The 20,282-nt window shown below is 66.3% G+C and carries 23 protein-coding genes; 9 read left to right on the top strand and 14 right to left on the bottom strand.

The genetic code is table 11. The features are described from left to right. Positions 1-43 precede the first annotated feature (43 nt). Positions 44-2,230 carry a patatin-like phospholipase family protein gene (locus EPK82_RS23365; protein ID WP_134678200.1) on the bottom strand — a complete coding sequence of 729 codons (2,187 nt, stop codon included), beginning with the start codon at positions 2,228-2,230 and terminating at the stop codon, positions 44-46. A 72-nt stretch (positions 2,231-2,302) separates the two neighbouring features. On the opposite strand from EPK82_RS23365, the gene EPK82_RS23360 reads away from it, so the two are divergent. Together EPK82_RS23360 and EPK82_RS23355 are read left to right on the top strand one after the other, a co-directional pair. Then, positions 2,303-2,587 carry a SelT/SelW/SelH family protein gene (locus EPK82_RS23360; protein ID WP_134678199.1) on the top strand — a complete coding sequence of 95 codons (285 nt, stop codon included), beginning with the start codon at positions 2,303-2,305 and terminating at the stop codon, positions 2,585-2,587. 114 nt (positions 2,588-2,701) lie between these two features. Then, entirely contained in the window at positions 2,702-3,202 is a 501-nt protein-coding gene (locus EPK82_RS23355; protein ID WP_134678198.1) for a hypothetical protein, read from the top strand. A 54-nt stretch (positions 3,203-3,256) separates the two neighbouring features. Here EPK82_RS23355 and EPK82_RS23350 read toward each other — a convergent pair whose 3' ends face one another. The 3 genes from EPK82_RS23350 to EPK82_RS23340 all read right to left on the bottom strand — a co-directional run bounded on the left by EPK82_RS23350 (position 3,257) and on the right by EPK82_RS23340 (position 5,291). Then, positions 3,257-4,108, bottom strand: coding sequence for a DMT family transporter (locus EPK82_RS23350; protein ID WP_134678197.1), 852 nt, complete (start codon positions 4,106-4,108; stop codon positions 3,257-3,259). Continuing rightward, a complete protein-coding gene (locus EPK82_RS23345; RefSeq protein ID WP_134678196.1) occupies positions 4,105-4,440 on the bottom strand; it encodes a tRNA-binding protein in 336 nt (111 codons plus the stop codon). The genes EPK82_RS23350 and EPK82_RS23345 overlap by 4 nt, the downstream gene beginning before the upstream one ends. 86 nt (positions 4,441-4,526) lie before the next feature. Further along, positions 4,527-5,291 (bottom strand): AraC family transcriptional regulator, encoded by a 765-nt coding sequence (locus EPK82_RS23340; RefSeq protein ID WP_134678195.1) that lies wholly within the window; start codon positions 5,289-5,291, stop codon positions 4,527-4,529. A gap of 134 nt (positions 5,292-5,425) precedes the next feature. On the opposite strand from EPK82_RS23340, the gene EPK82_RS23335 reads away from it, so the two are divergent. Both EPK82_RS23335 and EPK82_RS23330 read left to right on the top strand, forming a co-directional pair. Beyond that, the gene (locus EPK82_RS23335) at positions 5,426-6,244 is read left to right on the top strand and encodes a UDP-2,3-diacylglucosamine diphosphatase (protein ID WP_037054210.1); all 819 of its coding nucleotides are present in this window, start codon (positions 5,426-5,428) and stop codon (positions 6,242-6,244) included. Continuing rightward, positions 6,241-7,281: a glycosyltransferase family 4 protein gene (locus EPK82_RS23330; protein WP_134678194.1), complete on the top strand. Its 1,041-nt coding sequence runs from the start codon at positions 6,241-6,243 to the stop codon at positions 7,279-7,281. The genes EPK82_RS23335 and EPK82_RS23330 overlap by 4 nt, the downstream gene beginning before the upstream one ends. Positions 7,282-7,312: 31 nt before the next feature. Here EPK82_RS23330 and EPK82_RS23325 read toward each other — a convergent pair whose 3' ends face one another. The 3 genes from EPK82_RS23325 to EPK82_RS23315 form a co-directional block, all read right to left on the bottom strand. Then, entirely contained in the window at positions 7,313-8,701 is a 1,389-nt protein-coding gene (locus tag EPK82_RS23325) for an adenylate/guanylate cyclase domain-containing protein (RefSeq protein ID WP_037054206.1), read from the bottom strand. Positions 8,702-8,860: 159 nt separating this feature from the next. After that, positions 8,861-9,448, bottom strand: coding sequence for an HD domain-containing protein (locus tag EPK82_RS23320; protein WP_037054203.1), 588 nt, complete (start codon positions 9,446-9,448; stop codon positions 8,861-8,863). A gap of 39 nt (positions 9,449-9,487) precedes the next feature. Then, positions 9,488-9,805, bottom strand: coding sequence for an Mpo1-like protein (locus EPK82_RS23315; protein WP_037054201.1), 318 nt, complete (start codon positions 9,803-9,805; stop codon positions 9,488-9,490). A gap of 133 nt (positions 9,806-9,938) precedes the next feature. On the opposite strand from EPK82_RS23315, the gene EPK82_RS23310 reads away from it, so the two are divergent. Beyond that, complete coding sequence (locus EPK82_RS23310; protein WP_037054198.1) at positions 9,939-10,952, top strand: AraC family transcriptional regulator; 1,014 nt, start codon at positions 9,939-9,941, stop codon at positions 10,950-10,952. An 18-nt stretch (positions 10,953-10,970) separates the two neighbouring features. Here EPK82_RS23310 and EPK82_RS23305 read toward each other — a convergent pair whose 3' ends face one another. Together EPK82_RS23305 and EPK82_RS23300 are read right to left on the bottom strand one after the other, a co-directional pair. Continuing rightward, positions 10,971-12,425: a TrkH family potassium uptake protein gene (locus EPK82_RS23305; protein WP_037054195.1), complete on the bottom strand. Its 1,455-nt coding sequence runs from the start codon at positions 12,423-12,425 to the stop codon at positions 10,971-10,973. 3 nt (positions 12,426-12,428) lie between these two features. Then, a complete protein-coding gene (locus tag EPK82_RS23300) occupies positions 12,429-13,883 on the bottom strand; it encodes a TrkH family potassium uptake protein (protein WP_037054192.1) in 1,455 nt (484 codons plus the stop codon). A gap of 298 nt (positions 13,884-14,181) precedes the next feature. Between EPK82_RS23300 and EPK82_RS23295 the strand changes: the two genes are divergently transcribed. Together EPK82_RS23295 and EPK82_RS23290 are read left to right on the top strand one after the other, a co-directional pair. Beyond that, positions 14,182-14,553: a YkgJ family cysteine cluster protein gene (locus EPK82_RS23295; RefSeq protein WP_037054189.1), complete on the top strand. Its 372-nt coding sequence runs from the start codon at positions 14,182-14,184 to the stop codon at positions 14,551-14,553. A gap of 116 nt (positions 14,554-14,669) precedes the next feature. Continuing rightward, positions 14,670-15,230 (top strand): nitroreductase family protein, encoded by a 561-nt coding sequence (locus tag EPK82_RS23290; RefSeq protein WP_037054187.1) that lies wholly within the window; start codon positions 14,670-14,672, stop codon positions 15,228-15,230. Between the two features lie 12 nt (positions 15,231-15,242). Here EPK82_RS23290 and EPK82_RS23285 read toward each other — a convergent pair whose 3' ends face one another. From EPK82_RS23285 to EPK82_RS23265, 5 genes are all read right to left on the bottom strand, one after another. Then, positions 15,243-16,571, bottom strand: a complete 1,329-nt coding sequence (locus EPK82_RS23285) for a sensor histidine kinase (RefSeq protein ID WP_134678193.1) — start codon at positions 16,569-16,571, stop codon at positions 15,243-15,245. A gap of 65 nt (positions 16,572-16,636) precedes the next feature. After that, on the bottom strand, positions 16,637-17,050 hold the full coding sequence (locus tag EPK82_RS23280; RefSeq protein WP_134678192.1) for a Spy/CpxP family protein refolding chaperone: 414 nt from the start codon (positions 17,048-17,050) through the stop codon (positions 16,637-16,639). A gap of 138 nt (positions 17,051-17,188) precedes the next feature. Then, positions 17,189-17,866, bottom strand: coding sequence for a response regulator transcription factor (locus EPK82_RS23275; protein ID WP_037054180.1), 678 nt, complete (start codon positions 17,864-17,866; stop codon positions 17,189-17,191). Positions 17,867-17,869: 3 nt separating this feature from the next. Then, on the bottom strand, positions 17,870-18,250 hold the full coding sequence (locus EPK82_RS23270; RefSeq protein WP_134678191.1) for a translation initiation factor 2 (IF-2, GTPase): 381 nt from the start codon (positions 18,248-18,250) through the stop codon (positions 17,870-17,872). A 41-nt stretch (positions 18,251-18,291) separates the two neighbouring features. Continuing rightward, positions 18,292-18,591: a YciI family protein gene (locus tag EPK82_RS23265; RefSeq protein WP_037054175.1), complete on the bottom strand. Its 300-nt coding sequence runs from the start codon at positions 18,589-18,591 to the stop codon at positions 18,292-18,294. 119 nt (positions 18,592-18,710) lie between these two features. Between EPK82_RS23265 and EPK82_RS23260 the strand changes: the two genes are divergently transcribed. Then, positions 18,711-19,577, top strand: coding sequence for a PHP domain-containing protein (locus tag EPK82_RS23260; RefSeq protein ID WP_037054174.1), 867 nt, complete (start codon positions 18,711-18,713; stop codon positions 19,575-19,577). Between the two features lie 13 nt (positions 19,578-19,590). After that, positions 19,591-20,217: an L-threonylcarbamoyladenylate synthase gene (locus EPK82_RS23255; RefSeq protein WP_037054172.1), complete on the top strand. Its 627-nt coding sequence runs from the start codon at positions 19,591-19,593 to the stop codon at positions 20,215-20,217. Positions 20,218-20,282 lie beyond the last annotated feature (65 nt).

Here is a 20,282-nt window from a genome sequence, read left to right as displayed (position 1 = left end):
GCCGACCAGGCCGCGCTCATGCGCGGCCTGGTCGTTGCTGGCCTCAGAAACTCTTGCCGAGGTTGAGGTACAGCGCTTTCTCGCGCTCGTCGTTGAAGCCGTAGCTGAAGTTCAGCGGCCCCAGGGGCGTGTCCAGGCCGAGGAAGACACTGGCGGCGTTGATGTAGCCGCTGTCGAAGGCATTGTCGTTGTTCCAGGCGCGGCCCCGTTCCAGCGAGAAACCCAGGTAGAGCGGCAGGTCCAGTGGCAGCAGCGAACTCTGCGTCAGGCGACGGTAGTAGATCATGCGCGCCAGGGCCATGTTCTGCCCGCTCAGGGAGTCCTGGCGAAAGCCGGAGAGTTCCTGGGCACCACCGAGGATGAAGCCGGATGTCACCACCTCGGCTTCGTCCAGCGTGCGTCCGTAGCGACCCCCCAGGAGCCAGGTGTTGGGGCCATGGGTCAGCGCCTTGTTCAGCTCCAGCTGCCACTGCCTGTACTCGTCGTCCGAGCCCAGGCCCTTGTCGTACTGGCGCAACAGCAGGCCGATGTCTTCGCCCTTGATCGGGAAGTCGAGGTTGTCCAGGGTGTCGAAGGAGTACTTCAGTTCGTAGTAGCCCTCGCTGAAGCTGAAACTGGGCAGGTCACGCTCGCCCACGCGCACGTCGGCCTCGCCCCAGGCCTGGCCGATGCCGAAGCGGATCTCGCCGTTGTTGGCGATCTGTCGGCCGAGATTGAGGCCGTAGCCATAGCGCTCCAGGCGGTATTCGGCGATGGGGTCGTTATCCAGTATCGCCTCGACGTTCTGCGCCTCGCCGAACAGGTAGGGAGCGACGAAGTAGCGTGAGCCGGCGTCGAGCGGCTGGTAGAACTCGCTGTACAGCTCCTGGCGGTCACCCAGCTGCAGGCGGGTGAGCCATTCGGCGCCGAGGGTGTTGATGCCGTTGACACGGTAGCTGGCACCGATGTTGAAGGCGCTGTCGCCGCGCATGTCATCGGACAGGTTCAGCCCCAGGCGCAGGTAGTCGGTGCCGGTACGCCTGCCACGGGCATCGATCACCAGGGCGCTGCCGCGCTGGTCCAGCGCCTCCACGCGGTACTGCACGCGCTCGAAGTAGTCCAGGCCGTACAGCGTCCCCATGTCCTTCTGCAGACGCTCCACGTCGAGGGGTTCGCCCAGGGGCTGACGGATGTGGCTGCGGATGACCTCGTCGCCGACCTTGGAATCGTTCTCCACGTGGATTTCACGGATCACCGGGTTGCGCTGCTCGAGCGAGCGCGCCATGGCCAGTGCCGGGCTGCCGGCGCTGCTGGTGCGCAGGCGGGCGAGGCTTTCGGCCTTGATCTGCGTGGCGCGATAGCCGGCGAGGATCATCTGCTCGCCGCGATTGAAATCGGCGACCCCGAAGCCGGCCAGCGCCGGCTGGATCAGCACGTCGTCATCGACCAGGGTGGCCAGCTGTTCTTCGGAGTTCCTGCGCATCATCAGGTTGATCGACTGGTTCATCACATCGACCACGGTATGCAGTTCGTCGGCCGGCTTCAGCGGCATGCCGAGGTCGACCACGATGACATGGTCCACCCCCATCTGCCGCGCCACGTCGATCGGTACGTTGTTGAGCATGCCGCCATCGACCAGCAGGCGGCCGTCGACTTCCGTCGGCGCGAACACGGCAGGAATCGACATACTGGCGCGCATGACCTGCGGCAGGTGGCCGCTGCGCATGACCACCTGCTCGCCGCTGACCACGTCGGTGGCCACGGCCCGGTAGGGAATCGGCAGTTTGTCGAAGTCGCGGGTGGCGCTGCGGTGCACCAGCAGGCTTTCCAGCAGCAGCGCCAGGTTCTGCCCCTGGATCACGCCCAGCGGCAGGCCGAGGCTGCCGTCGTCGCGGAAGCTGAGCTTCTGCTTGATCAGGAAGTCGCGGTCATCCTGCTTGCGGCGAAAGGGGATGTCCTCGCGTGGCGGCGAATCGGACAGCGCCTGCTGCCAATCCAGCTCCAGGGCCAGGCGTTCCAGCTCCTCCACCGAATAGCCGGCGGCGTACAGCCCGCCAACGACGGCGCCCATGCTGGTGCCGGCGATGGCGTCGATGCGGATGCCTTGCTCCTCGAGCGCCTTGAGCACGCCGATGTGCGCCAGACCTCGAGCCGCGCCACCGGAGAGCACCAGGCCGACGCGTTCGGCAGCGTGGCTGGGCAGGCCGTGAAGGGCGAGAAGACAGAACAGCGAGCAGAGCAGGCGGCGCATGACAGATACCGGGTGAGACGTATTCGAGGGCCGCTATTATAGGCACCGTCCGTCCAGTCCCAGAGCCTCTCCATGTCCGATAACAAGCCAGAAGTCATCATCACCTACTGCACCCAGTGCCAATGGCTGCTGCGCGCCGCCTGGCTGGCCCAGGAGCTGCTCAGCACCTTCTCCGACGAGCTGGGACGAGTCAGCCTGGAGCCGGGCACGGGAGGGGTGTTCCGCATCCTGTGCGATGGCCAGCAGGTCTGGGAGCGCAAGGCCGACGGCGGTTTTCCCGAAGCCAAGGAGCTCAAGCGGCGGGTGCGCGACCTGATCGACCCGGCGCGTGACCTGGGCCACAACGACCGTCCCTGAGAGCCGTGTATCAGGAGTTTTACCCCCTCTTTACACAGGGCTTACCCCGCTGCCACGGCGTCGCGCGAATAATTTGCCTCGGGCCGATCAGGCCGTCACGTGAAGAGGTGAAACATGTCGCTGCAACGTTCAATGATCCTGGCCTTGATGACTCTGGCGCTGTCTACCCAGGCCCTGGCCGGTCCGCCCGGGCCTGGAGGTCCGGGTGGCCCTGGCGGGCCGGGCTGGGGCAGCGCGGGTCCCGGTCCGGCTGGTGGACATCGCCACGGCCTGCCGGACGGTGCCCGTGAACTGTGGATCGGCAGCGCGCTGTATTTCGTCGCCGCTGGTACCTATTACCTGTGGAACGCCAATGCTCAGCGCTACGTCGTGGTCACGCCGCCACCTGCGGTGCAGGGCAACAGCGTCGCCAGCTATGAAGTGATCGCCTACCCGGCCAACGGCCAGAGCACCGAGCTGCAGGGGCGTGATCGCTACGAGTGCCACAGCTGGGCGGTGGGGCAGAGCGGTTTCGACCCCGCCACGGCGACCCGCCCGGTGGGGGCCGACTCCACCGAGCGCTACCGTCGCGCCCTGGGTGCCTGCCTGACGGGGCGTGGCTACAGCGTCAACTGAGCGGCTGACGTCATCGGCGGGGTCGCTGCGCGCTGCAGCCTGATGCCGGCCGGCTCAGCGCGCCATCCGCGCCGAGACGAAGATGGCGCTGATGATCAGCAAGCCACCCGCGAGCATGCGCAGGGTGGGCTGTTCGCTGAACAGCCACCAGGCGAACAGAATCCCGTAGACCGGCTCCAGGGCGAAGATCACCGCCGTGGTACGTGCCTTGAGCACACGCAGGCTGGCGACGAACAGGCTGTGCGCCAGGCCCGTGCAGAAGATCCCCAGCATCGCCAGCCAGAGCCAGTCCAGCGGGCGCAGGCTGGGCACCAGTGGGGCCGCGAGGGGCATGAACACGACGAGCACGGTGACGTTCTGGTACAGGGCCGCCTGTATCGGGTCGAGGCCATGCGTGCTGGCCCGATTGAGCAGCGACAGCAGGGCGAACAGCAGGCCCGACAGGATGGCCCAGAGCAAGCCCACGGTGGCATCGCTGCCCAGGCTGAACTCGGGAGTCACCAGGATCAGCCCCAGGCACACCAGGGCGACCATGAGGAATTCGATGGGGCGTGTGCGCTCGCGGAACAGGGTGCCTTCGAGCAGTACGGTGAACGCCGGGAAGCTGGCGAAGCCCAGGGTGGCGATGGCTACGCCGGAGATTTTCACCGCCTCGAAGAAGGCCAGCCAGTGGGTGCCGAGCAGCAGGCCGCCGAGCACTAGCCGGGCCAGTTGGGGCCAGCTGGGGCGAGACGAGTCGGTGCGGCGCCAGAGCAGGGTCGCGAGGCCGAGGGCAAGCACGGCGAAGAAGGCGCGACCGCCGGCAATCATGTCCGGTGTGGTCGCTGCCAGTTTGCCGAAGATGCCCGACAGGCCGAACAGCAGGGCGCCCAGGTGAATCGCCAGCAGGGCGTTACGTTCCTTCATGCCAGACGCGCACCGTTGTCGAGCGGCTTGTCGAAGCCGGCGAGTACCACGCGGTTTTCGCTGTCGTAGACGCCCGTGACCAGCACTTCGGAGCGCACGCCGGCGATACGCTTGACGGCGAAGTTGCAGACGCACAGCACCTGGCGGCCGATCAGGCCGTCGCAGTCATAGTGCGCAGTGATCTGCGCGCTGGAGGTCCTGATGCCCAACTCGCCAAGATCCACTTCCAGCACGTAGGCGGGTTTCAGCGCTTTTTCGTTGGGACGGGCGCTGCGAATGGTGCCGACGCGCAGCTCCACTTTTTCGAAATCCTGCCATTCGATGGTTTGCATGGGGTACTCCTCGGTGATGCCGCGCAGTCTAGAGGGGCTGGCGATGGCTGTCTGTCGCGGGAGTGACGGCTTTTGTCGCGAGGCTCTCAGCCGTGGCGCAGGGCCTGGCGATCGCGCCGCAGTTGCCGTGGGGTCATGCCCAGGTGGCGGGACAGCGCGGCGGTGAATGCACTTTGCGAGGTGTAGCCGACGCGGGCGGCGATCTCGCCGACGGGCAGTTCGCTGTCGCGCAGCAGCTGTTCGGCCCGTTGCAGGCGCAACTGGCGAATGTGCTCCATGGGCGTGCGCCCGGTATCGGCGAGAAAGCGGGCATGGAAGCGGGCGACCGACAGGCCGGCCAGTCGGGCCAGGTCGGCAACCTGCAAGGGATGGGCGACATGCTGCTCGATATAGTGGTCGAGCGCCGACAGTGGCAAGCGTGCCGCTTCGCCGGCGGGCTGCTGGCACGCCAGGCTGCCGAGCAGCAGGGCGGCGCCCTGGCCGGCGATCACCGCATCGTTGATCGGGCCGTTGGCCAGCCAGTTGAGCAACTGGCCCTGGGCCGGGTCGAGCTGCAGGGCGCCGGGGCGTTCGAGCAGGCGCTGGATGTTGTCCGCGTGATGGCCGAGCTGCCGTGCGAGCCAGTCGTTGGCTGGCAGGTCCAGCACCAGGCACTGGCTGCCACGCGGGCTGCCGCAGGTATGGCGGGCCTCGGCCGGTACCACCGCCAGGTGATGACGCAGCACGCGGCTGCCCAGGCCCTCCACCTCGAACTGCAGCTCACCCGTCAGGCCGAACACCAGCTGGGCGTGGTCATGGCTGTGGCAGAGCACTTCATGGCTGTAGTGGCGCAGGGACAGGGCAGGGAGCATGGCGGTTCCTCGGTGAACGCAGGAGTGTAACGCCTTGGGGCGACGGCGTGCTGCGTCATCGAACGGTCTTTTGCCCGTCACAATCCTTTCACCGCCACGCCTCAAGCTCGTCTAAACCCAGCCGGAGGCAGCCCATGACCAGCGCCCAGCTCGCCAAGCCCACCCGCAAGCAACGTGTCCGCACCCTGTGGATCTCCGACGTGCATCTCGGCACTCGCGACTGTCAGGCCGAGCACCTGGCGGCCTTCCTCAAGCGCTATCACGCCGACCGCATCTACCTGGTGGGCGACATCATCGACGGCTGGAAGCTGCGCGGCGGTATCTACTGGCCGCAGGCGCACACCAACGTCATTCGCCGCCTGCTGACCATGAGCAAGCGGGGCACCGAGGTGATCTACGTCACCGGTAACCACGACGAGTTCCTGCGCCGTTACTCGAGCCTGCTGCTGGGCAACATTCAGCTGGTGGACGAGGCCGTGCATGTCACCGCCGATGGCCGCCAGCTGCTGGTCATCCATGGTGATCAGTTCGACGTGATCACCCGCTACCACCGCTGGCTGGCGTTTCTCGGCGACTCGGCCTACGAATTCACCCTGACCCTCAACCGCTGGCTGAACCACTGGCGCAGCCGCTGGGGTTACGGCTACTGGTCGCTGTCGGCGTACCTCAAGCACAAGGTCAAGACGGCGGTGAACTTCATCAGCGACTTCGAGGAAGCCATCGCACACGAGTGCGTCAAGCGTGGCCTGCAGGGCGTCGTCTGCGGTCATATCCACCACGCCGAGATCCGCCAGGTGAGTGGTGTCGAGTACATGAATTGCGGTGACTGGGTGGAGTCCTGCACGGCACTGATCGAGCACTGGGACGGGCAGATCGAGCTCTACCGCCTGGCCGAGGCGCAGGCGCGCGAAGCCAGCGACGCGCAGGCCGTGGCGCTCGAGACCAGTGCATGAGAATACTGATCGTCTCCGATGCCTGGGCGCCTCAGGTCAATGGCGTGGTCACCAGTCTGGCGGCGCTGATCAGAGAGCTGCGCGGCCTCGGTCATCAGGTCAAGCTGCTGTCGCCCGCCGACTTCCGCTCCGTGCCGTGCCCGACCTACCCGGAGATTCCGCTGGTGTGGAATCTCTGGCGGGTCGGCGCGCTGATTCGCGACTTTCGCCCCGACTGCGTGCACCTGGCGACCGAAGGGCCGCTGGGCTGGGCGGCGCGGCGCTGGCTGGTCAAGCGTGGTCTGGCCTTCTCCACGGCGATCCACACGCGCTTCCCCGAGTATGTCAGCACCCGCTGGCCCTGGATCGCGCCGCGCTGGGGCTATGCTCTGCTGCGCGCCTTCCATCGCCCGAGCCAGGCGGTGCTGGTGACCACCGAACGCCTGCGCGAAGAGTTCGCCGGGTGGGACCTGCAGCGCCTGCAACTGTGGCGCAAGGGCGTGGACACCGGCCTGTTCAGCCCGAACGGGACGCGCCAGCCGAAGGCGCAGCCGGTGTTTCTCTACGTGGGGCGTATCGCGCCGGAAAAGAACCTGCAGGCGTTTCTCGACCTGGCGCTGCCCGGCGAGAAGCGTGTGGTAGGCGATGGCCCGCAGCGTGAAGCGCTGCAGCTGCGCTACCCGCAGGTGAGCTTTCTCGGCTATCGCCGTGGCCAGGCGCTGGCCGAGGCTTATCAGGACGCCTCGGTGCTGGTCTTCCCTTCGCGCACCGATACCTATGGCCTGGTGATGCTGGAGGCACTGGCCTGTGGCACGCCGGTTGCCGCGTTCCCCGTCGCAGGGCCGCTGGACGTGTTGCAGCAGGGGCTCAGTGGTGTGATGGACGAGGACCTGGGAGCGGCCTGCCTGGCGGCCCTGGAACTGGATCGCGGGCGTTGCGCCGAGCTGGCGGCGGCACAGTCCTGGCGTGCCTCGGCGCTGGAGTTCCTGGCGCTGCAGCCGCTGATCGACGGTGAGCCGGTGGTGCTGGACGAGGCCCTGGCGGATACCGCGCTGTAGGCACTGTCCTGGCTACGCCGGAGGGTTCAGCTCAGAGAATGACCTTGTCGCGCAGCTTCTCGGCCGCCTGGTTGAGCGCCTGGATCACACGTTCCTTGTCGAAGTTCTGGATGCCGTTGGTGTCGAGGTACATGGAGAAGCCCGGCAGCTCGTGCTCGACGTAGCTGGAGGTGGCGCCCAGGTCGCGACGGAAATCCACCACCTGGTAGATCTGTACCGGACGGGTGAAGCCCTTGACCGTGATCTGGCCCTTGTCGCGGCACATGATCACGTCCTTGACCAGCGAGTAGGTCTCGTGGGAGATGAGGATCTCGCCGGATTCCGCCGCGCTTTCCAGGCGGCTGGCGAGGTTCACGTCGCGACCGATGATGGTGTAGTCCATGCGCGTGTCGGCGCCGAAGTTGCCTACCGTGCAGTAGCCGGTGTTGAGGCCCATGCGGATTTCCAGCGGCTTGGTGATGCCCTGGGCACGCCACTGCTGGCGCAGCACCTTCATGTGCTTGCGCATGGCGATGGCCATGGAAACCGCCGCTACCGCATCCTTCTTGGCGCCGTTGCTGCTGGGGTCGCCGAAGAACACCATGACGCAGTCGCCGATGAACTTGTCGATGGTGCCGCCGTACTTCAGGCAGATCTTCGACATCTCGTTGAGGTAGGTGTTGAGCAGGTCGGTCAGCGCTTCGGCTTCCAGCTCTTCGGAGAGCTCGGTGAAACCCTTGATGTCGGAGAAGAACACGGTGAGCTTCTTGCGCTGGGTCTCCAGGCGCACGGTCTTCTTGCCGGTGAAGATCGACTCCCACACCTGCGGGGACAGGTACTTGGCCAGGTTGCGGGCCAGGCGTGCGGCCTTTTCCTGCTCGCGCTTGATCTCGCTGCGCACCTGCGCCAGGCGCAACCCCTGCTGGTTGACGAAGTACGCCGTGATGCAGATGTAGAAGGTGGCGAAGAGAATGCTGACCAGGGCCACGGGAGTCGGCGTGCTGGTATTGGGGTGGATCTCCACCAGTGCCGCACACAGCGCCATGCCGCTGCCGGCGACCAGCAGCGCCAGCCCCAGATAGCGCATGCCGCCGATGACCAGGGCGCTGAAGCACAGGGTCAGCATGAACATCAGGCTGGGTACCGTGGAGAACCCCAGCAGCACGCAGGCCGCGCCGGCGTGGATGGCATCGAGGAACAGCAGGGTGAGGTCGGTCTGTTGCGGATAGTCGCGCTTGAAGCGGCGGCTGAGGTTGTGCGCCAGGTGCGGGTAGAGCAGCGCGTAGGGCACCATCCAGAGGACGTCGTAGGTGAAATGCCCGACGTAGGTTCCGGCGGCGATGGCCGCGGCCGTGGCGATATAGGCCAGCACGCGCGAATAGTATTCGCGCAACGGCGGCGTCGGCAGCCCGTTGGCACGGCTGAGGGTGACTGACTTCATCTGCTGGAACTGTCCCTGCTGGAATTCTGGCGTCTCTGCTGGACGCCTGGCTGGTCTGCAAGACCTGAGCCAGAGGCTCTACAGGGCAGGGATCATAACCAAGGGTACGGCGGCCAGCCAAGCATGACCGCCGAACGGTGGCGTAACAGTGGCCGGCGGTCAGGCGTTCGCGTCGTCCATGGCCGCCAGGTAGATGGAGTTCTTCGGCCTGGCGAAGACCCGCTGCAGCATGGGTTCGAAGTAGCTCAGGGGCAGGCTTTCGTAGTCCGGATCGAAGGCGGCGGCATCGTAGCGGGCGCAGAACTCGATGGTCGCCTGGTACTGCGGGTGGTCCTTGAACTGCTCGCGCAGGTGACGATCCATGCCCAGGTGATGGAAGAAGTAGTAGCCCTGGAAGATCCCGTGCTTCTCCACCATCCAGTGGTTCTCGGCGCTGACGAAGGGTTTGAGGATCGCCGCCGCGATATCCGGGTGGTTGTAGCTGCCGAGGGTATCGCCAATGTCGTGGAGCAGGGCGCAGACCACGTACTCCTCGTCACGCCCGTCGCGATGCGCGCGGGTGGCGGTCTGCAGCGAGTGGGTCAGGCGGTCGACGGGGAAGCCGCCGAAGTCGCCATCGAGCAGGCGCAGGTGGTCGAGAATGCGCGCAGGCAGCTGGGCGGCATAGGCGGCGAAATCCTGGGCGATGATGGCCCAGTCCTCGGCCTGGCCGTCTTCCATGTGGGTGAAGCGGGCTCGGCTATTCATGGTCGTTCTCGTTCTTGTTGTTCTGGATTGGCGCCGGGGTCAGAAGCGAATCCGCCCGGTGAAGGCGTCCTTCAGCATCACCCAGTCGCCCATCAGGCTGTAGAGCGGGTACTGGAAGGTGGCGGGGCGGTTCTTCTCGAAGACGAAGTGGCCGACCCAGGCGAAGCCATAGCCGGCCAGCGGCATGGCCAGCAGCCACAGCCATTGCTGGGTGGCCAGGGCGTAGGCGAGGATCGTCAGCACCAGCAGGCTGCCGACATAGTGCAGGCGACGGCACACCGGGTTGCTGTGTTCCTGCAGGTAGTAGGGGTAGAACGCGGCGAAGCTCTGGAAGCGTTCGGTGGTCTGGGCGGTCATGGCGCACCTCCTGTTATTGTCAGTGTCAGTCTAGAGCGGCTGTCTCCATGGGCCACTGACTTAAGGTGCCAGTCTAGTATCCTTGGGCCGCCAACTCTGACCTTGCTGGCCTGATCTACATAAGAACAAGACGATGAGTGAAAGAACCACATCTTCCAACTGGGCCTTGGCCATCGTGCAGGCACTGGAGCTGGGCGGTGTCGACTGTGCCGGGCTGTTCGCCGAACTGGGCATGGACTACGCCGCGCTGAACGACCCGGATGCGCGCTTTCCGCAAGATGGCATGACCCGCCTGTGGCAGCGCGCCGTGGCCCTGTCCGGCAACCCGGCGATCGGTCTGAACATGGCGCAGGTGGTGCGTCCTGCGTCCTTCCATGTGGTGGGTTACGCGCTGATGTCCAGCCGCAACCTGCGCGACGGCTTCACCCGCCTGGTGCGCTACCAGCGCATCATCGGCGAAGGGGCCGACCTGAATTTCCTGGCGCAGCCCGACGGTTACGCACTGACCCTGGCCATCCATGGCGACCGCCTGCCGCCGGCGCGGCAGAGCGCCGAGGCCTCGCTGGCCTACTGCCTGGCATTCTGTCGCTGGATGACCGGCAAGCTCATCCGCCCGCGTGAAATCCGCCTGCAAGGCCCGGCGCCTGCCGACCTGGCCCCCTATCAGCAGGTGTTCCAGGCGCCGCTGCGCTTCAATGCCGAGCACTACGGGCTGATCTTCGAGCGCGCCGACCTGGAGGCCCCGCTGCCCAGCGCCAACGAGGCCCTGGCGCAGTTGCACGACCGCTTTGCCGGGGAGTACCTGGCGCGCTTCTGCAGCAGCCGGGTGACCCATCAGGCGCGCCAGGTGCTGTGTCGCCTGTTGCCGCAGGGGGAGCCGCGACGCGAGGTGGTGGCGCAGGCGCTGCACCTGTCGCAGCGCACCTTGCAGCGACGGCTGCAGGAGGAGGGCACCAGCTACCAGCAGTTGCTCGACGACACTCGCCGCGAGCTGGCCGAGCAGTACCTGGGGCAGGTCGATCTGACGCTGCTGGAGGTCGCCTATCTGCTCGGCTTTGCCGACCCCAGCAACTTCTTCAGGGCGTTTCGCCGCTGGTTCGGCGAGACGCCGGGGGAATACCGCAGCCGGCGTGTGCCTGGCCAGTGAGAGAGGCGCGCTGCCGTCTCAGTGGCGCCAGAAAGCAGGGAACAGCAGCACCAGCACGGTGAGGATCTCCAGGCGCCCGAGGAGCATGCCCAGGGTCAGCAGCCACTTGGCCAGGTCGGGGATGCCGGCGTAGTTGCCTGCCGGGCCGACCATCTCGCCCATCCCCGGGCCCACCCCGGAGACCATGGCGGCGGCGCCGGTGAGCGAGGTGATCCAGTCCACTCCGCACATGGCCACGGCCAGCGCCAGCGTCGCGATGGTGATGGTGTAGAAGAAGGCGAAGGCGAGGATCGAGCGAACGATGTCCTCGTCCAGGCGGTGGCGGTTGTACTGCTGCTTGATCACCGCGCGCGGGTGGATCAGCTGCTTGAGGTTGGCCTTGAGCAGGATGTAGGCCACCTGGAAACGGAACACCTTGAGGCCGCCGGCGGTCGAGCCGGAGCAGCCGCCGACGAAGCCCAGGTAGAAAAAGATCATGCTGGCGAAGGGGCCCCACAGGTGGTAGTCGCCGACGGCGAAGCCGGTGGTGGTCATGATCGAGGTGATGTTCACCGCCACCAGGCGCAGGGCATCGAGCCAGTAGAGGTCGGTGGTCATCCATTTCCAGCAGGCCAGCACCAGCCAGCTGCCCAGCAGCAGGAGCAGGAAGCCGTGCACCTGGGCATCCCGCAGCAGGGGCCGGTAATTGCCGCGCATCGCCGTGACGTAGAGGACGAAGGGCAGGCTGCCGAGAATCATCACCAGCACCGCGACCCAGTGGATGGCGGGCTGCTGCCATTTGCCCAGCGACGAGTCGGAGGTGGAGAAGCCGCCGGTGGCGATGGCCGACATGGCGTGGTTGATCGAATCGAACAGGCCCATCCCGGCCAGCCAGAAGGCCAGTACGGCGATGGCGCTGAGGCCGACGTAGGCCAGCACCATGTATTTGGCGACCATGTGCGAGCGCGGCATGACCTTCTCCGAGCGGTCCGAGGACTCGGTCTGGAACAGGCGCATGCCACCGATGCGCAGCATCGGCAGGATCGCCACGGCCATGGCGATGAAGCCGATGCCGCCGAGCCAGTGCAGCAGCGAGCGCCAGATCAGCGTGCCCGGCGACATGTCGTCCAGGCCGCTGAAGACCGTCGCGCCGGTGGCGGTGATGCCGGACATGCTCTCGAAGTAGGCGTCGGTGATGCTCGCGCGCTCGGCGAAGATGAACGGCAAGGCGGCGAAGATCGACACCATCACCCAGCTCGAAACCGTCAGCATGTACATGTCGCGCGGGCGCAGCTGGGTCTGCTGCGGTCGGCCCTGGGCGATCATGACGATGCCGGTCAGGGCCGTGATCAGGCTGGACCAGAGGAAGGCATTGATGCCCTGTGGCTGTTCGAAGATCAGCAGGGTGATCACCGGCACCAGCATGCTCAGCGCCAGGGTGATGAGGAAAATGCCGTTGATGAAGGCGAGAATGCGCAGGCTGGACAGAGGCATCGATCAGTGTTTCCAGAAGCTGCGGGTGACCAGCACCAGGACGGTAAGGATTTCCAGGCGGCCCAGCAGCATGCCGATGGACAGCAGCCATTTGGCCGAGTCGGGCAGGCTGGCGAAGTTGCCGGCCGGGCCGATGATCGGGCCGAGGCCCGGCCCGACGTTGCACACCGCGGTGGCGGCGCCGGTCAGGGCGGTGACCCAGTCCAGGCCGGTCAGGGTCAGTGCCAGGGCGAGGACGCCGATGGTGATGGTGAAGAAGAAGGAGAAGGTGATCAGCGAGCGCACGATCTCCTCGTCCAGGTTGTGGTTGTTGTACTGCTGCTTGATCACCGCCCGTGGGTGCACCAGTTGCATCAGGTTGGCCTTGAGCAGCACGTAGGCGACCTGGAAGCGGAAGATCTTCAGGCCGCCGGAGGTCGAGCCGGAGCAGCCGCCCATGAAGGTCAGGTAGAAGAACAGCAGGACCGCGAAGCTGCCCCAGGTGGTGTAGTCGCCGAGGGCAAAGCCGGTGGTGGTGACCACCGAGGTGACGTTCACCGCGACGATGCGAATGGCGTCCAGCCAGGCGTATTCCGAGTTGATCCACAGCCAGGTGCCGAACACCAGCCAGGTCAGCAGCAGGAAACCGATGAAGCCGCGCACCTGATGATCCTTGAACAAGGCCTGGCGGTTGCCCCGGACGAAGGCGACGTAGAGCATGAAGGGCATGCCGCCGAGCAGCATCAGGACGACGGCCGTCCAGTGCACGGCCGGTTGTGGCCAGTTGGCCAGCGACGAGTCCGAGGTGGAGTAGCCACCGGTGGAAATCGAGGTCATGGCATGGTTGACCGCGTCGAACAGGTTCATGCCGGCAGCCCAGTAGGCCAGAATGCCCAGCAGGGTGAGGGCCACGTAAACCAGCAGCAGGTACTTGGCGGCCACGTGCGAGCGCGGCATCACCTTCTCGCCCCAGTCCGACGATTCGGTCTGGAACAGGCGCATGCCGCCCACGCGCAGCAGCGGCAGGATCGCCACTGCCATGCCGATGAAGCCGATGCCGCCGAGCCACTGCAGCATGGAGCGCCAGATGAGGATGCCCGGCGACAGGTGATCCAGCCCCGTCAGCACCGTGGAACCGGTGGTGGTGATACCCGACATGGTCTCGAAAACCGCGTCGGTGTAGCTGATGTGCGCGATCAGCATCATGGGCAGCGCGGCGAAGCTGCACACCACGCTCCAACTGCCCGTGGTGAGCAGGTACATGTCGCGTGGGCGCAGCTGGGCATTCTGCGGACGTCCGGGGATGACCAGCGCCAGGCCGGCAATCAGGGTGATCAGGCTGGACCAGAGGAAGGCGTTGAGGTCTTCGGGGTGCTCGAAGATCAGCAGGGTCAGCATGGGGATGGCCATGCTCACCGCCAGGGTAATCAGGAATATGCCGATGATGAATCCGATGATGCGCAGCGTCGGCAAGGCCATGTAGGGGGCTCTGGCGGTTGGAAATGCGCCATTCTACCCACCGACGGGCGGCTGTAAACCGCTGCAACCCGGCTGGGTGAAAACCAGGCGGGCGTGGCGCTGGCAGGCGAGAACGCGCTTTGCGGACAGTGTAAACGAGCCTCTCCAGCGTGCTCGCGCATGCGCCTCTCAGCGCCCGGGCAGGGCCGCTTGCAGCGCTTTTCTCGCGAGCCGTGGGAGGGGGCTTTACAAGCGCATGGCCGCGCATAGAATAGCCGTCCGTTGCCGGCGTCCGTCGGTTTCCGAGTCCTTCCCCAAAATGTCCGAAGCTAATCCCTGCCTCACGTGCGGCGCCTGCTGCGCGTTCTTTCGTGTGTCCTTCTTCTGGGGCGAATGCCAATCCGCTGGCGGCAGCGTCCCCGATGAACAGGTGATCCAGATCAGCCCTCACTATGTCGCGATGCGTGGCACCGAGAGCAAGCCGGCACGTTGTGTCCAGCTGCTCGGCGATGTCGGCGGCGGCGTGCGCTGCACCCTGTACGAGCAGCGTTCGAGCAGTTGCCGCGACTTCCAGGCCTCCTGGGAGAACGGCGTGCACAACCCGCGTTGTGACGAGGCCCGCAAGGCACATGGGCTGCCGCCGTTGACGCCACCGGTGAAACCGGTGATATCGCCCGACCGGGTCGCCTGACCGTCGCCTCCAGCAGCGCCGGTGCCGCATTGCTGGGCTTCAGGCCTCCGCCTGAGCTTGCAGCCTGTAGCGTGCAGCACCGAGAATGCGCGTTCTTCGTTTCAAGGAGGTGGCCGATGGAGGCTCTCGACGCTCTGCTCAACCGTGTTTCCGTTCCCCGTCTGGTCGACCCGGCGCCGGATGCGGCGCAGCGTGAGCTGCTGTTCCGCGCCGCCCTGCGTGCCCCTGATCACGGGCAACTGCGTCCGTGGCGCTTTCTCACCATCGAGGGCGAGGCGCGTGAGCGCATGGGCGAATTGTTCGCCGAGGCGCTGCAGGTGAAGGATTCCCAGGCGACGCCCGAGGCGCTGAGCAAGGCCCGTGGCATGCCGCTGCGTGCGCCGCTGCTGGTGGTGGTGATCGCACGGGTCCAGGCGCATCCCAAGGTTCCCGAGTCCGAGCAGGTGATCGCCGCCGGGTGTGCGGCGCACGGCATGCTGCTGGCCGCTCATGCCCAGGGTATCGGTGCCGTCTGGCGCACCGGCGACATGGCCTACGACGCGCATGTCGGCAAGGGCCTGGGCCTGGCGGCGGACGAGCAGATCATCGCCTATCTCTACCTCGGCACAGCGGAGCGCGAGCTGCGTCGCGCGCCGGAGCTGGCGCTCGAGGATTTCGTCAGCGCCTGGAACGGCTGAGCGCTGCGCTGATCAGCCCGCCTGCTGCTTGAGCGGCAGGCTGAGGGTGGCGATGAAGCCACCCTCCGGGTGATTGGCCAGCAGCAGCTCGCCACTGTGGCGCTGTGCCGCGCGGCGGGCGATGGCCAGCCCCAGGCCATGCCCGGCTGCGCTCTGAGCGGGCGCGCGAAAGAACGGCTTGCCCAGCTGCTGCAGGTGCGCCTCGGCAACGCCCGGGCCATGGTCGCGCACGCTCAGCAGCAGGCGCTGTTGCTGGCGCTGCACCCGGATCAGCACCGGCTGCTCGGGTGGATTGAAGCGCAGGGCATTGCGCAGCAGGTTGTCGAGCGCACGTTCGAGCATGTCCGGCCAGCCCATGAGCTGAATGCCCGGCTCCAGGTCGATCTGCAGTCGCTGTTCGGGAGCGGTCAGGCGCGCGTCCTCCTGCAGCTTGTCGAGCAGGGCGGCGAGGTCGACCGGCTGCGCTGCACCGGTGTCGGCATCCAGGCGGGCGAGGGCCAGGATCTCACTGATCAGCGCTTCCAGGCGATCGCATTCCTGGCTGAGGCGCGGCCACAGCTTGTCCCGTTCCGTAGGGCTGGCCCGTTCCGCCAGGGCCAGGGCGATGCGCAGGCGGGCCAGGGGCGAGCGCAGCTCGTGGGAAACGTCGCGCAATAACTGGCGCTGGCTGCCGATCAGTCCTTGCAGGCGTTCGCCCATGCGGTTGAAGTCCTTGGCCAGCAGGCCCAGTTCGTCGCGGCGCGTGGCCAGACGCGCCAGGCTGTTCTGCTGGTAGGCGGTCTGCCCCAGGTCGTGCACGGCGCCGCGCAGGCGGTCCAGCGGGCGGGTAATCGACAGCGTCAGCAGCAGGCTGAACAGCGTCAGTACCACCAGGGCGATCACCAGCGCGCTGAGCGGCCAGAACAGGCTGCCCCGGTGCCAGGCGGCGAGTTCGGGGTGCGGGATGCGGTAGATGAACAGGTAGCTCTCGCCGCTTTCCGGGCTGGTGTACTCGGCCGTCAGACGGCGCCAGGGCAGGCGTCGTTCATCGCGCTGGCGCGCCTCGAAGGCGGCGGCGCGTGATGGAAAGGTGCCCCTGACCAGCGACTGGCCGCTTTCGCCGAGCACCTGGGTGTCGATGCGGTAGCGGCGTTTGCGCTGTTCGAGGAAGTCCTGGGCGGCTTCCTGCCCATCGTGTTCGTAGCGCCGGACCCACTCGCTGTCGAGGCCGTCCAGGCCCGGGTGCATGCTGAGGACCCAGGCGTCCTGGTTGAGGGCGCGGCCCAGCAGCAGGGACAGGCCGGCCACCAGGGCGATGGCCAGCCAGAATGTCGCCAGGATGCGCCAGAACAATGAACGCACGCGATGTCCTCATGCAGAAGCCGCCGGGCCCGGAGGGCGCGGCGGCGGATCGATGGAGATGGATGTCAGTTGGCGTTCTTGTCCTTGTCGGCCTTCCAGGCCTTGAACTCGGCCATTTCGGCGCGACGTGCCTCCATCTTCTTCTGGTGCTCGTCGAACGCCTTCTGCTGTTCCGGGTTGAGCAGGTCACGCAGGGCCTTGTGCTGGTCGGCGCGGGCCTTGTCCAGCTCTTTCTTCATGGCCTGTTTCTCGGCTTCCGGCAGCTTGTCCAGGTAGCGCTTGGTGATGTCGCGATGGCTCTTCATCTGCTCGCCCATCAGCTTGCGGAACTCCTGGCGCTGCTCCTTGCTCAGGTTCAGCTCCTTGAACATGTCGGGGCCACGGTCGTGATGACGCGGGCCGCCGTCTTCCATGGGCATGGCGAAAGCCAGGGTCGGCAGGGTCGCGGCGAACAGCAGGGCGGTGAGGGTCTTGCGCATGGTGATTCTCCTTGTCTCGAAACCGGTAACGACCGGATGGGCTCAGTATGCGGCGGTCAAGGTCAAGGGCGGTCAGGCGACGGTAAAGCTTGGGTAAAGGCGATGTTGCAGGCTGTTTACGCAGCGCCGGCAGCATGCTCAGGGGGCGTAGTAATAGCCACGGCTGCGCAGGGCGACGATGCGCGGGCGGCCATCCGGGTGCGGGCCGAGCTTCTTGCGCAGGTTGCTGACGTGCATGTCCAGGCTGCGGTCGTAGAGCGTCAGCTTGCGGCCCAGGGCGAGCTGCGCCAGGGCCTGCTTGTCCACCGGCTCGCCGGGCTGGCGCAGCAGAGCCTCCAGCAGGCGACTTTCGGACAGGGTCAGCGGCACGTCATGTTCGGCGATGCTGACCACGCCGCGATTGGGGCTGAAGCTGAGGTCGCCCAGCTCCAGCTGGCTGCTCGCCGGTGCGGGCGCCGTGCGCCGCAGCACGGCGCGCAGGCGGGCGGTCAGCTCGCGTGGGTCGCAGGGTTTGGCCAGGTAGTCGTCGGCGCCCAGCTCCAGGCCGAGAATGCGGTCCAGCGGCTCGCCTCGGGCCGAGAGCATCAGTACCGGCAGCTCTGCATGTTCACCACGCAGCTGCTTGAGCAGCTCCAGGCCGCTGCCGTCCGGCAGCATCACGTCCAGCACCACGGCGTCGGGCGCCTGCGAGGCGAGGGCCTGGCGGGCGCTGCCGGCTTCATGGCAGGCGGTGACCTGGAAGCCTTCCTGGGTCAGCCAGCTGGCGAGCAGCTCGCAGAGTTCCTGGTCATCGTCGATCAGCAGCAGTCGGCTCATGGTTCAGTTGATCCACTCGCGGCGGCTCTTGCGATTGCCGCGCAGCAACGCGCCGACGAAGATCGAGACCAGGCTGAGCCCGGCGCCCAGGGCGAACCAGGTCTGCGTGTCGCTCAGCAGGCTGGGTTGCACCTGCGCCTGGCTTTCCTTGAGCTGCATGCGCAGGCGCTGGTTCTCCTGGCGCAGGCGCTGCAACTGCACGGTGCTGCTCGCTTCCTGCTCGCTGCGCAGTTGTTCGCTTTGCGCCAGGCGCTGTTCGAGCAGCTGGTGGTCGGCGTCGACGCTGACTGGCGCAGGAGCAGGCGGAACGGTTTCCTCTTCTGCCTGTGCCGCAGAGCCGATCAGCACCAGGGCGACCAGCAGGGACAACGGGATCGAGCGCATGGCGATTCCTTGTAGGCGCGAGCAGCGTGGTGGCTGTCCGTTCAGGGCAGCACTTTCTTGAAGGGTTTGACCAGCACGTTGGCATAGACGCCCGCGGCACGGTACGGGTCAGCGTCGGCCCAGCTCTGCGCTGCCTCCAGGGAGTCGAACTCGGCAACGATCAGGCTGCCGCTGAAACCTGCCGGGCCCGGATCGTTGCTGTCGATCGCCGGGTGCGGACCGGCCAGCAGCAGGCGGCCTTCCTGCTTCAGCTGTTCCAGGCGGGCGAGGTGCGCAGGGCGCGCGGCCAGGCGGTTTTCCAGGGAGTTTTCGACGTCGGTGGCGATGATGGCGTAGAGCATCTCAATCCTTAATTCAGGGTCGAAGCGGGGGAGGGATGAAGCATTTGCGCCATACGGCGACAGCGTTGGCGCGGATGTGGGGCATAATAACAAACATCAATCTCAACGAAAGCGCCGCCATGATTGTCGATCTGCACTGCCACAGCACCGCCTCCGATGGCGCCCTGGCCCCCGCCGTACTGGTGGCCCGGGCGCATGAGCGTGGCGTGCGGGTGCTGGCGCTGACCGATCACGACACCCTGGAGGGCCTCGACGAGGCGCGGCGTGCGGCGACTGCCCTGGACATGCGCCTGATCAACGGCATCGAGCTGTCCTGCACCTGGGGTGGTGCGACCATCCACGTGCTCGGCTATGCCTTCGAGCGCGAGGCGCCGGCGCTGCGCGATGCCATCGAGGCCCTGCACCATGGGCGCTGGCAGCGCGCCGAGGAAATCGACCGGCGCCTGGCGGCCAAGGGCATGCCGGGTGCGCTACAGGGTGCCCGGGCCGTGCAGCAGGAACTGGGCGACAGTGGCAACGCGCCGGCGCGGCCGCATTTCGCCGAATTCCTCGTGCGCGCCGGCCATGTGCGTGACCGCGCCGAGGCGTTTCGCAAGTGGCTGGGCTCGGGCAAGCTGGGCGATGTCAAACAGCATTGGCCAACGCTGGAGGAAACCCTCGCCACCTTGCGTTCGGCCAGGGCCTGGATCAGCCTGGCGCATCCGTGGCAGTACGACTTTACTCGCAGTAAGCGTCGACGCCTGGTGGCCGACTTCGCGGCATTGGGTGGGCATGCCCTGGAAGTGGTGAATGGCATGCAACCGGCCGAGCAGGTCGGTGGCCTGGCGATCCTGGCGCGTGAATTTGGCTTGATGGCCAGTGTCGGCAGCGATTTCCATGCGCCGGGCGACTGGTCCGAACTGGGCATGTACCGCCCGTTGCCCGATGACCTGACGGCGCTCTGGGAGCGCTTCGAACATGCACAGCCATCCGCTGTCACTCAATGAGCAGGGAGCAAGCGTGAGTCAATTTTTCCAGGTGCACCCGGAAAACCCCCAGGCACGCCTGATCAAACAGGCCGTGGAGATCATTCGTGGCGGCGGCGTGGTGGTCTATCCGACCGACTCGTCCTATGCCCTGGGTTGTGCCATCGGCGACAAGAATGCGGTCGAGCGCATTCGTCGCCTGCGCCAGCTCGACGACAAGCACAACTTCACCCTGGTCTGCCGCGACCTGTCGCAGATCGGCCTGTTCGCCAAGGTCGATACCGCCGCCTTCCGCCTGCTGAAGAATCACACCCCCGGCCCCTATACCTTCATCCTCAATGCCACGCGCGAAGTGCCGCGCATGCTCCTGCACCCCAAGCGCCGCACCATCGGTATCCGGGTGCCCAGCCATCCCATCGCCCTGGCGCTGCTGGAACAGCTCGGCGAACCGCTGATGAGCGTCAGCCTGATCATGCCGGGCGACGAGCTGCCGATGTCCGACCCGTACGAGATGCGCCAGGTGCTCGAGCATCATGTCGACCTGATCATCGACGGCGGCTTCGGCGGGCTGGAGGCCTCCACCGTGGTCAATCTGGCGGACGACAGCCCCGAGGTCGTGCGGGTCGGCTGCGGCGATCCCGCGCCGTTTCACGATCTCTGAGACGGCCTGTCACGCGCCTTTTCCGTTGTGACCGCTGCTGCCCTATACTCCGTGGCCTTGTCTGG

The sequence above is a fragment of the Ectopseudomonas khazarica genome, from assembly GCF_004521985.1.
GTDB lineage: Bacteria > Pseudomonadota > Gammaproteobacteria > Pseudomonadales > Pseudomonadaceae > Aquipseudomonas > Aquipseudomonas khazarica.
Note: the sequence above shows the minus strand (reverse complement) of the source record. Positions and strands in the feature narration are given on the sequence as shown.

Excerpts from the sequence above, each read along its gene's own strand:
- EPK82_RS23365 (WP_134678200.1), bottom strand. The coding sequence starts at position 2,230 with ATGCGCCGCCTGCTCTGCTCGCTGTTCTGTCTTCTCGCCCTTCACGGC.
- EPK82_RS23360 (WP_134678199.1), top strand. The coding sequence starts at position 2,303 with ATGTCCGATAACAAGCCAGAAGTCATCATCACCTACTGCACCCAGTGC.
- EPK82_RS23355 (WP_134678198.1), top strand. The coding sequence starts at position 2,702 with ATGTCGCTGCAACGTTCAATGATCCTGGCCTTGATGACTCTGGCGCTG.
- EPK82_RS23350 (WP_134678197.1), bottom strand. The coding sequence starts at position 4,108 with ATGAAGGAACGTAACGCCCTGCTGGCGATTCACCTGGGCGCCCTGCTG.
- EPK82_RS23345 (WP_134678196.1), bottom strand. The coding sequence starts at position 4,440 with ATGCAAACCATCGAATGGCAGGATTTCGAAAAAGTGGAGCTGCGCGTC.
- EPK82_RS23340 (WP_134678195.1), bottom strand. The coding sequence starts at position 5,291 with ATGCTCCCTGCCCTGTCCCTGCGCCACTACAGCCATGAAGTGCTCTGC.
- EPK82_RS23335 (WP_037054210.1), top strand. The coding sequence starts at position 5,426 with ATGACCAGCGCCCAGCTCGCCAAGCCCACCCGCAAGCAACGTGTCCGC.
- EPK82_RS23330 (WP_134678194.1), top strand. The coding sequence starts at position 6,241 with ATGAGAATACTGATCGTCTCCGATGCCTGGGCGCCTCAGGTCAATGGC.
- EPK82_RS23325 (WP_037054206.1), bottom strand. The coding sequence starts at position 8,701 with ATGAAGTCAGTCACCCTCAGCCGTGCCAACGGGCTGCCGACGCCGCCG.
- EPK82_RS23320 (WP_037054203.1), bottom strand. The coding sequence starts at position 9,448 with ATGAATAGCCGAGCCCGCTTCACCCACATGGAAGACGGCCAGGCCGAG.
- EPK82_RS23315 (WP_037054201.1), bottom strand. The coding sequence starts at position 9,805 with ATGACCGCCCAGACCACCGAACGCTTCCAGAGCTTCGCCGCGTTCTAC.
- EPK82_RS23310 (WP_037054198.1), top strand. The coding sequence starts at position 9,939 with ATGAGTGAAAGAACCACATCTTCCAACTGGGCCTTGGCCATCGTGCAG.
- EPK82_RS23305 (WP_037054195.1), bottom strand. The coding sequence starts at position 12,425 with ATGCCTCTGTCCAGCCTGCGCATTCTCGCCTTCATCAACGGCATTTTC.
- EPK82_RS23300 (WP_037054192.1), bottom strand. The coding sequence starts at position 13,883 with ATGGCCTTGCCGACGCTGCGCATCATCGGATTCATCATCGGCATATTC.
- EPK82_RS23295 (WP_037054189.1), top strand. The coding sequence starts at position 14,182 with ATGTCCGAAGCTAATCCCTGCCTCACGTGCGGCGCCTGCTGCGCGTTC.
- EPK82_RS23290 (WP_037054187.1), top strand. The coding sequence starts at position 14,670 with ATGGAGGCTCTCGACGCTCTGCTCAACCGTGTTTCCGTTCCCCGTCTG.
- EPK82_RS23280 (WP_134678192.1), bottom strand. The coding sequence starts at position 17,050 with ATGCGCAAGACCCTCACCGCCCTGCTGTTCGCCGCGACCCTGCCGACC.
- EPK82_RS23275 (WP_037054180.1), bottom strand. The coding sequence starts at position 17,866 with ATGAGCCGACTGCTGCTGATCGACGATGACCAGGAACTCTGCGAGCTG.
- EPK82_RS23270 (WP_134678191.1), bottom strand. The coding sequence starts at position 18,250 with ATGCGCTCGATCCCGTTGTCCCTGCTGGTCGCCCTGGTGCTGATCGGC.
- EPK82_RS23265 (WP_037054175.1), bottom strand. The coding sequence starts at position 18,591 with ATGCTCTACGCCATCATCGCCACCGACGTCGAAAACTCCCTGGAAAAC.
- EPK82_RS23260 (WP_037054174.1), top strand. The coding sequence starts at position 18,711 with ATGATTGTCGATCTGCACTGCCACAGCACCGCCTCCGATGGCGCCCTG.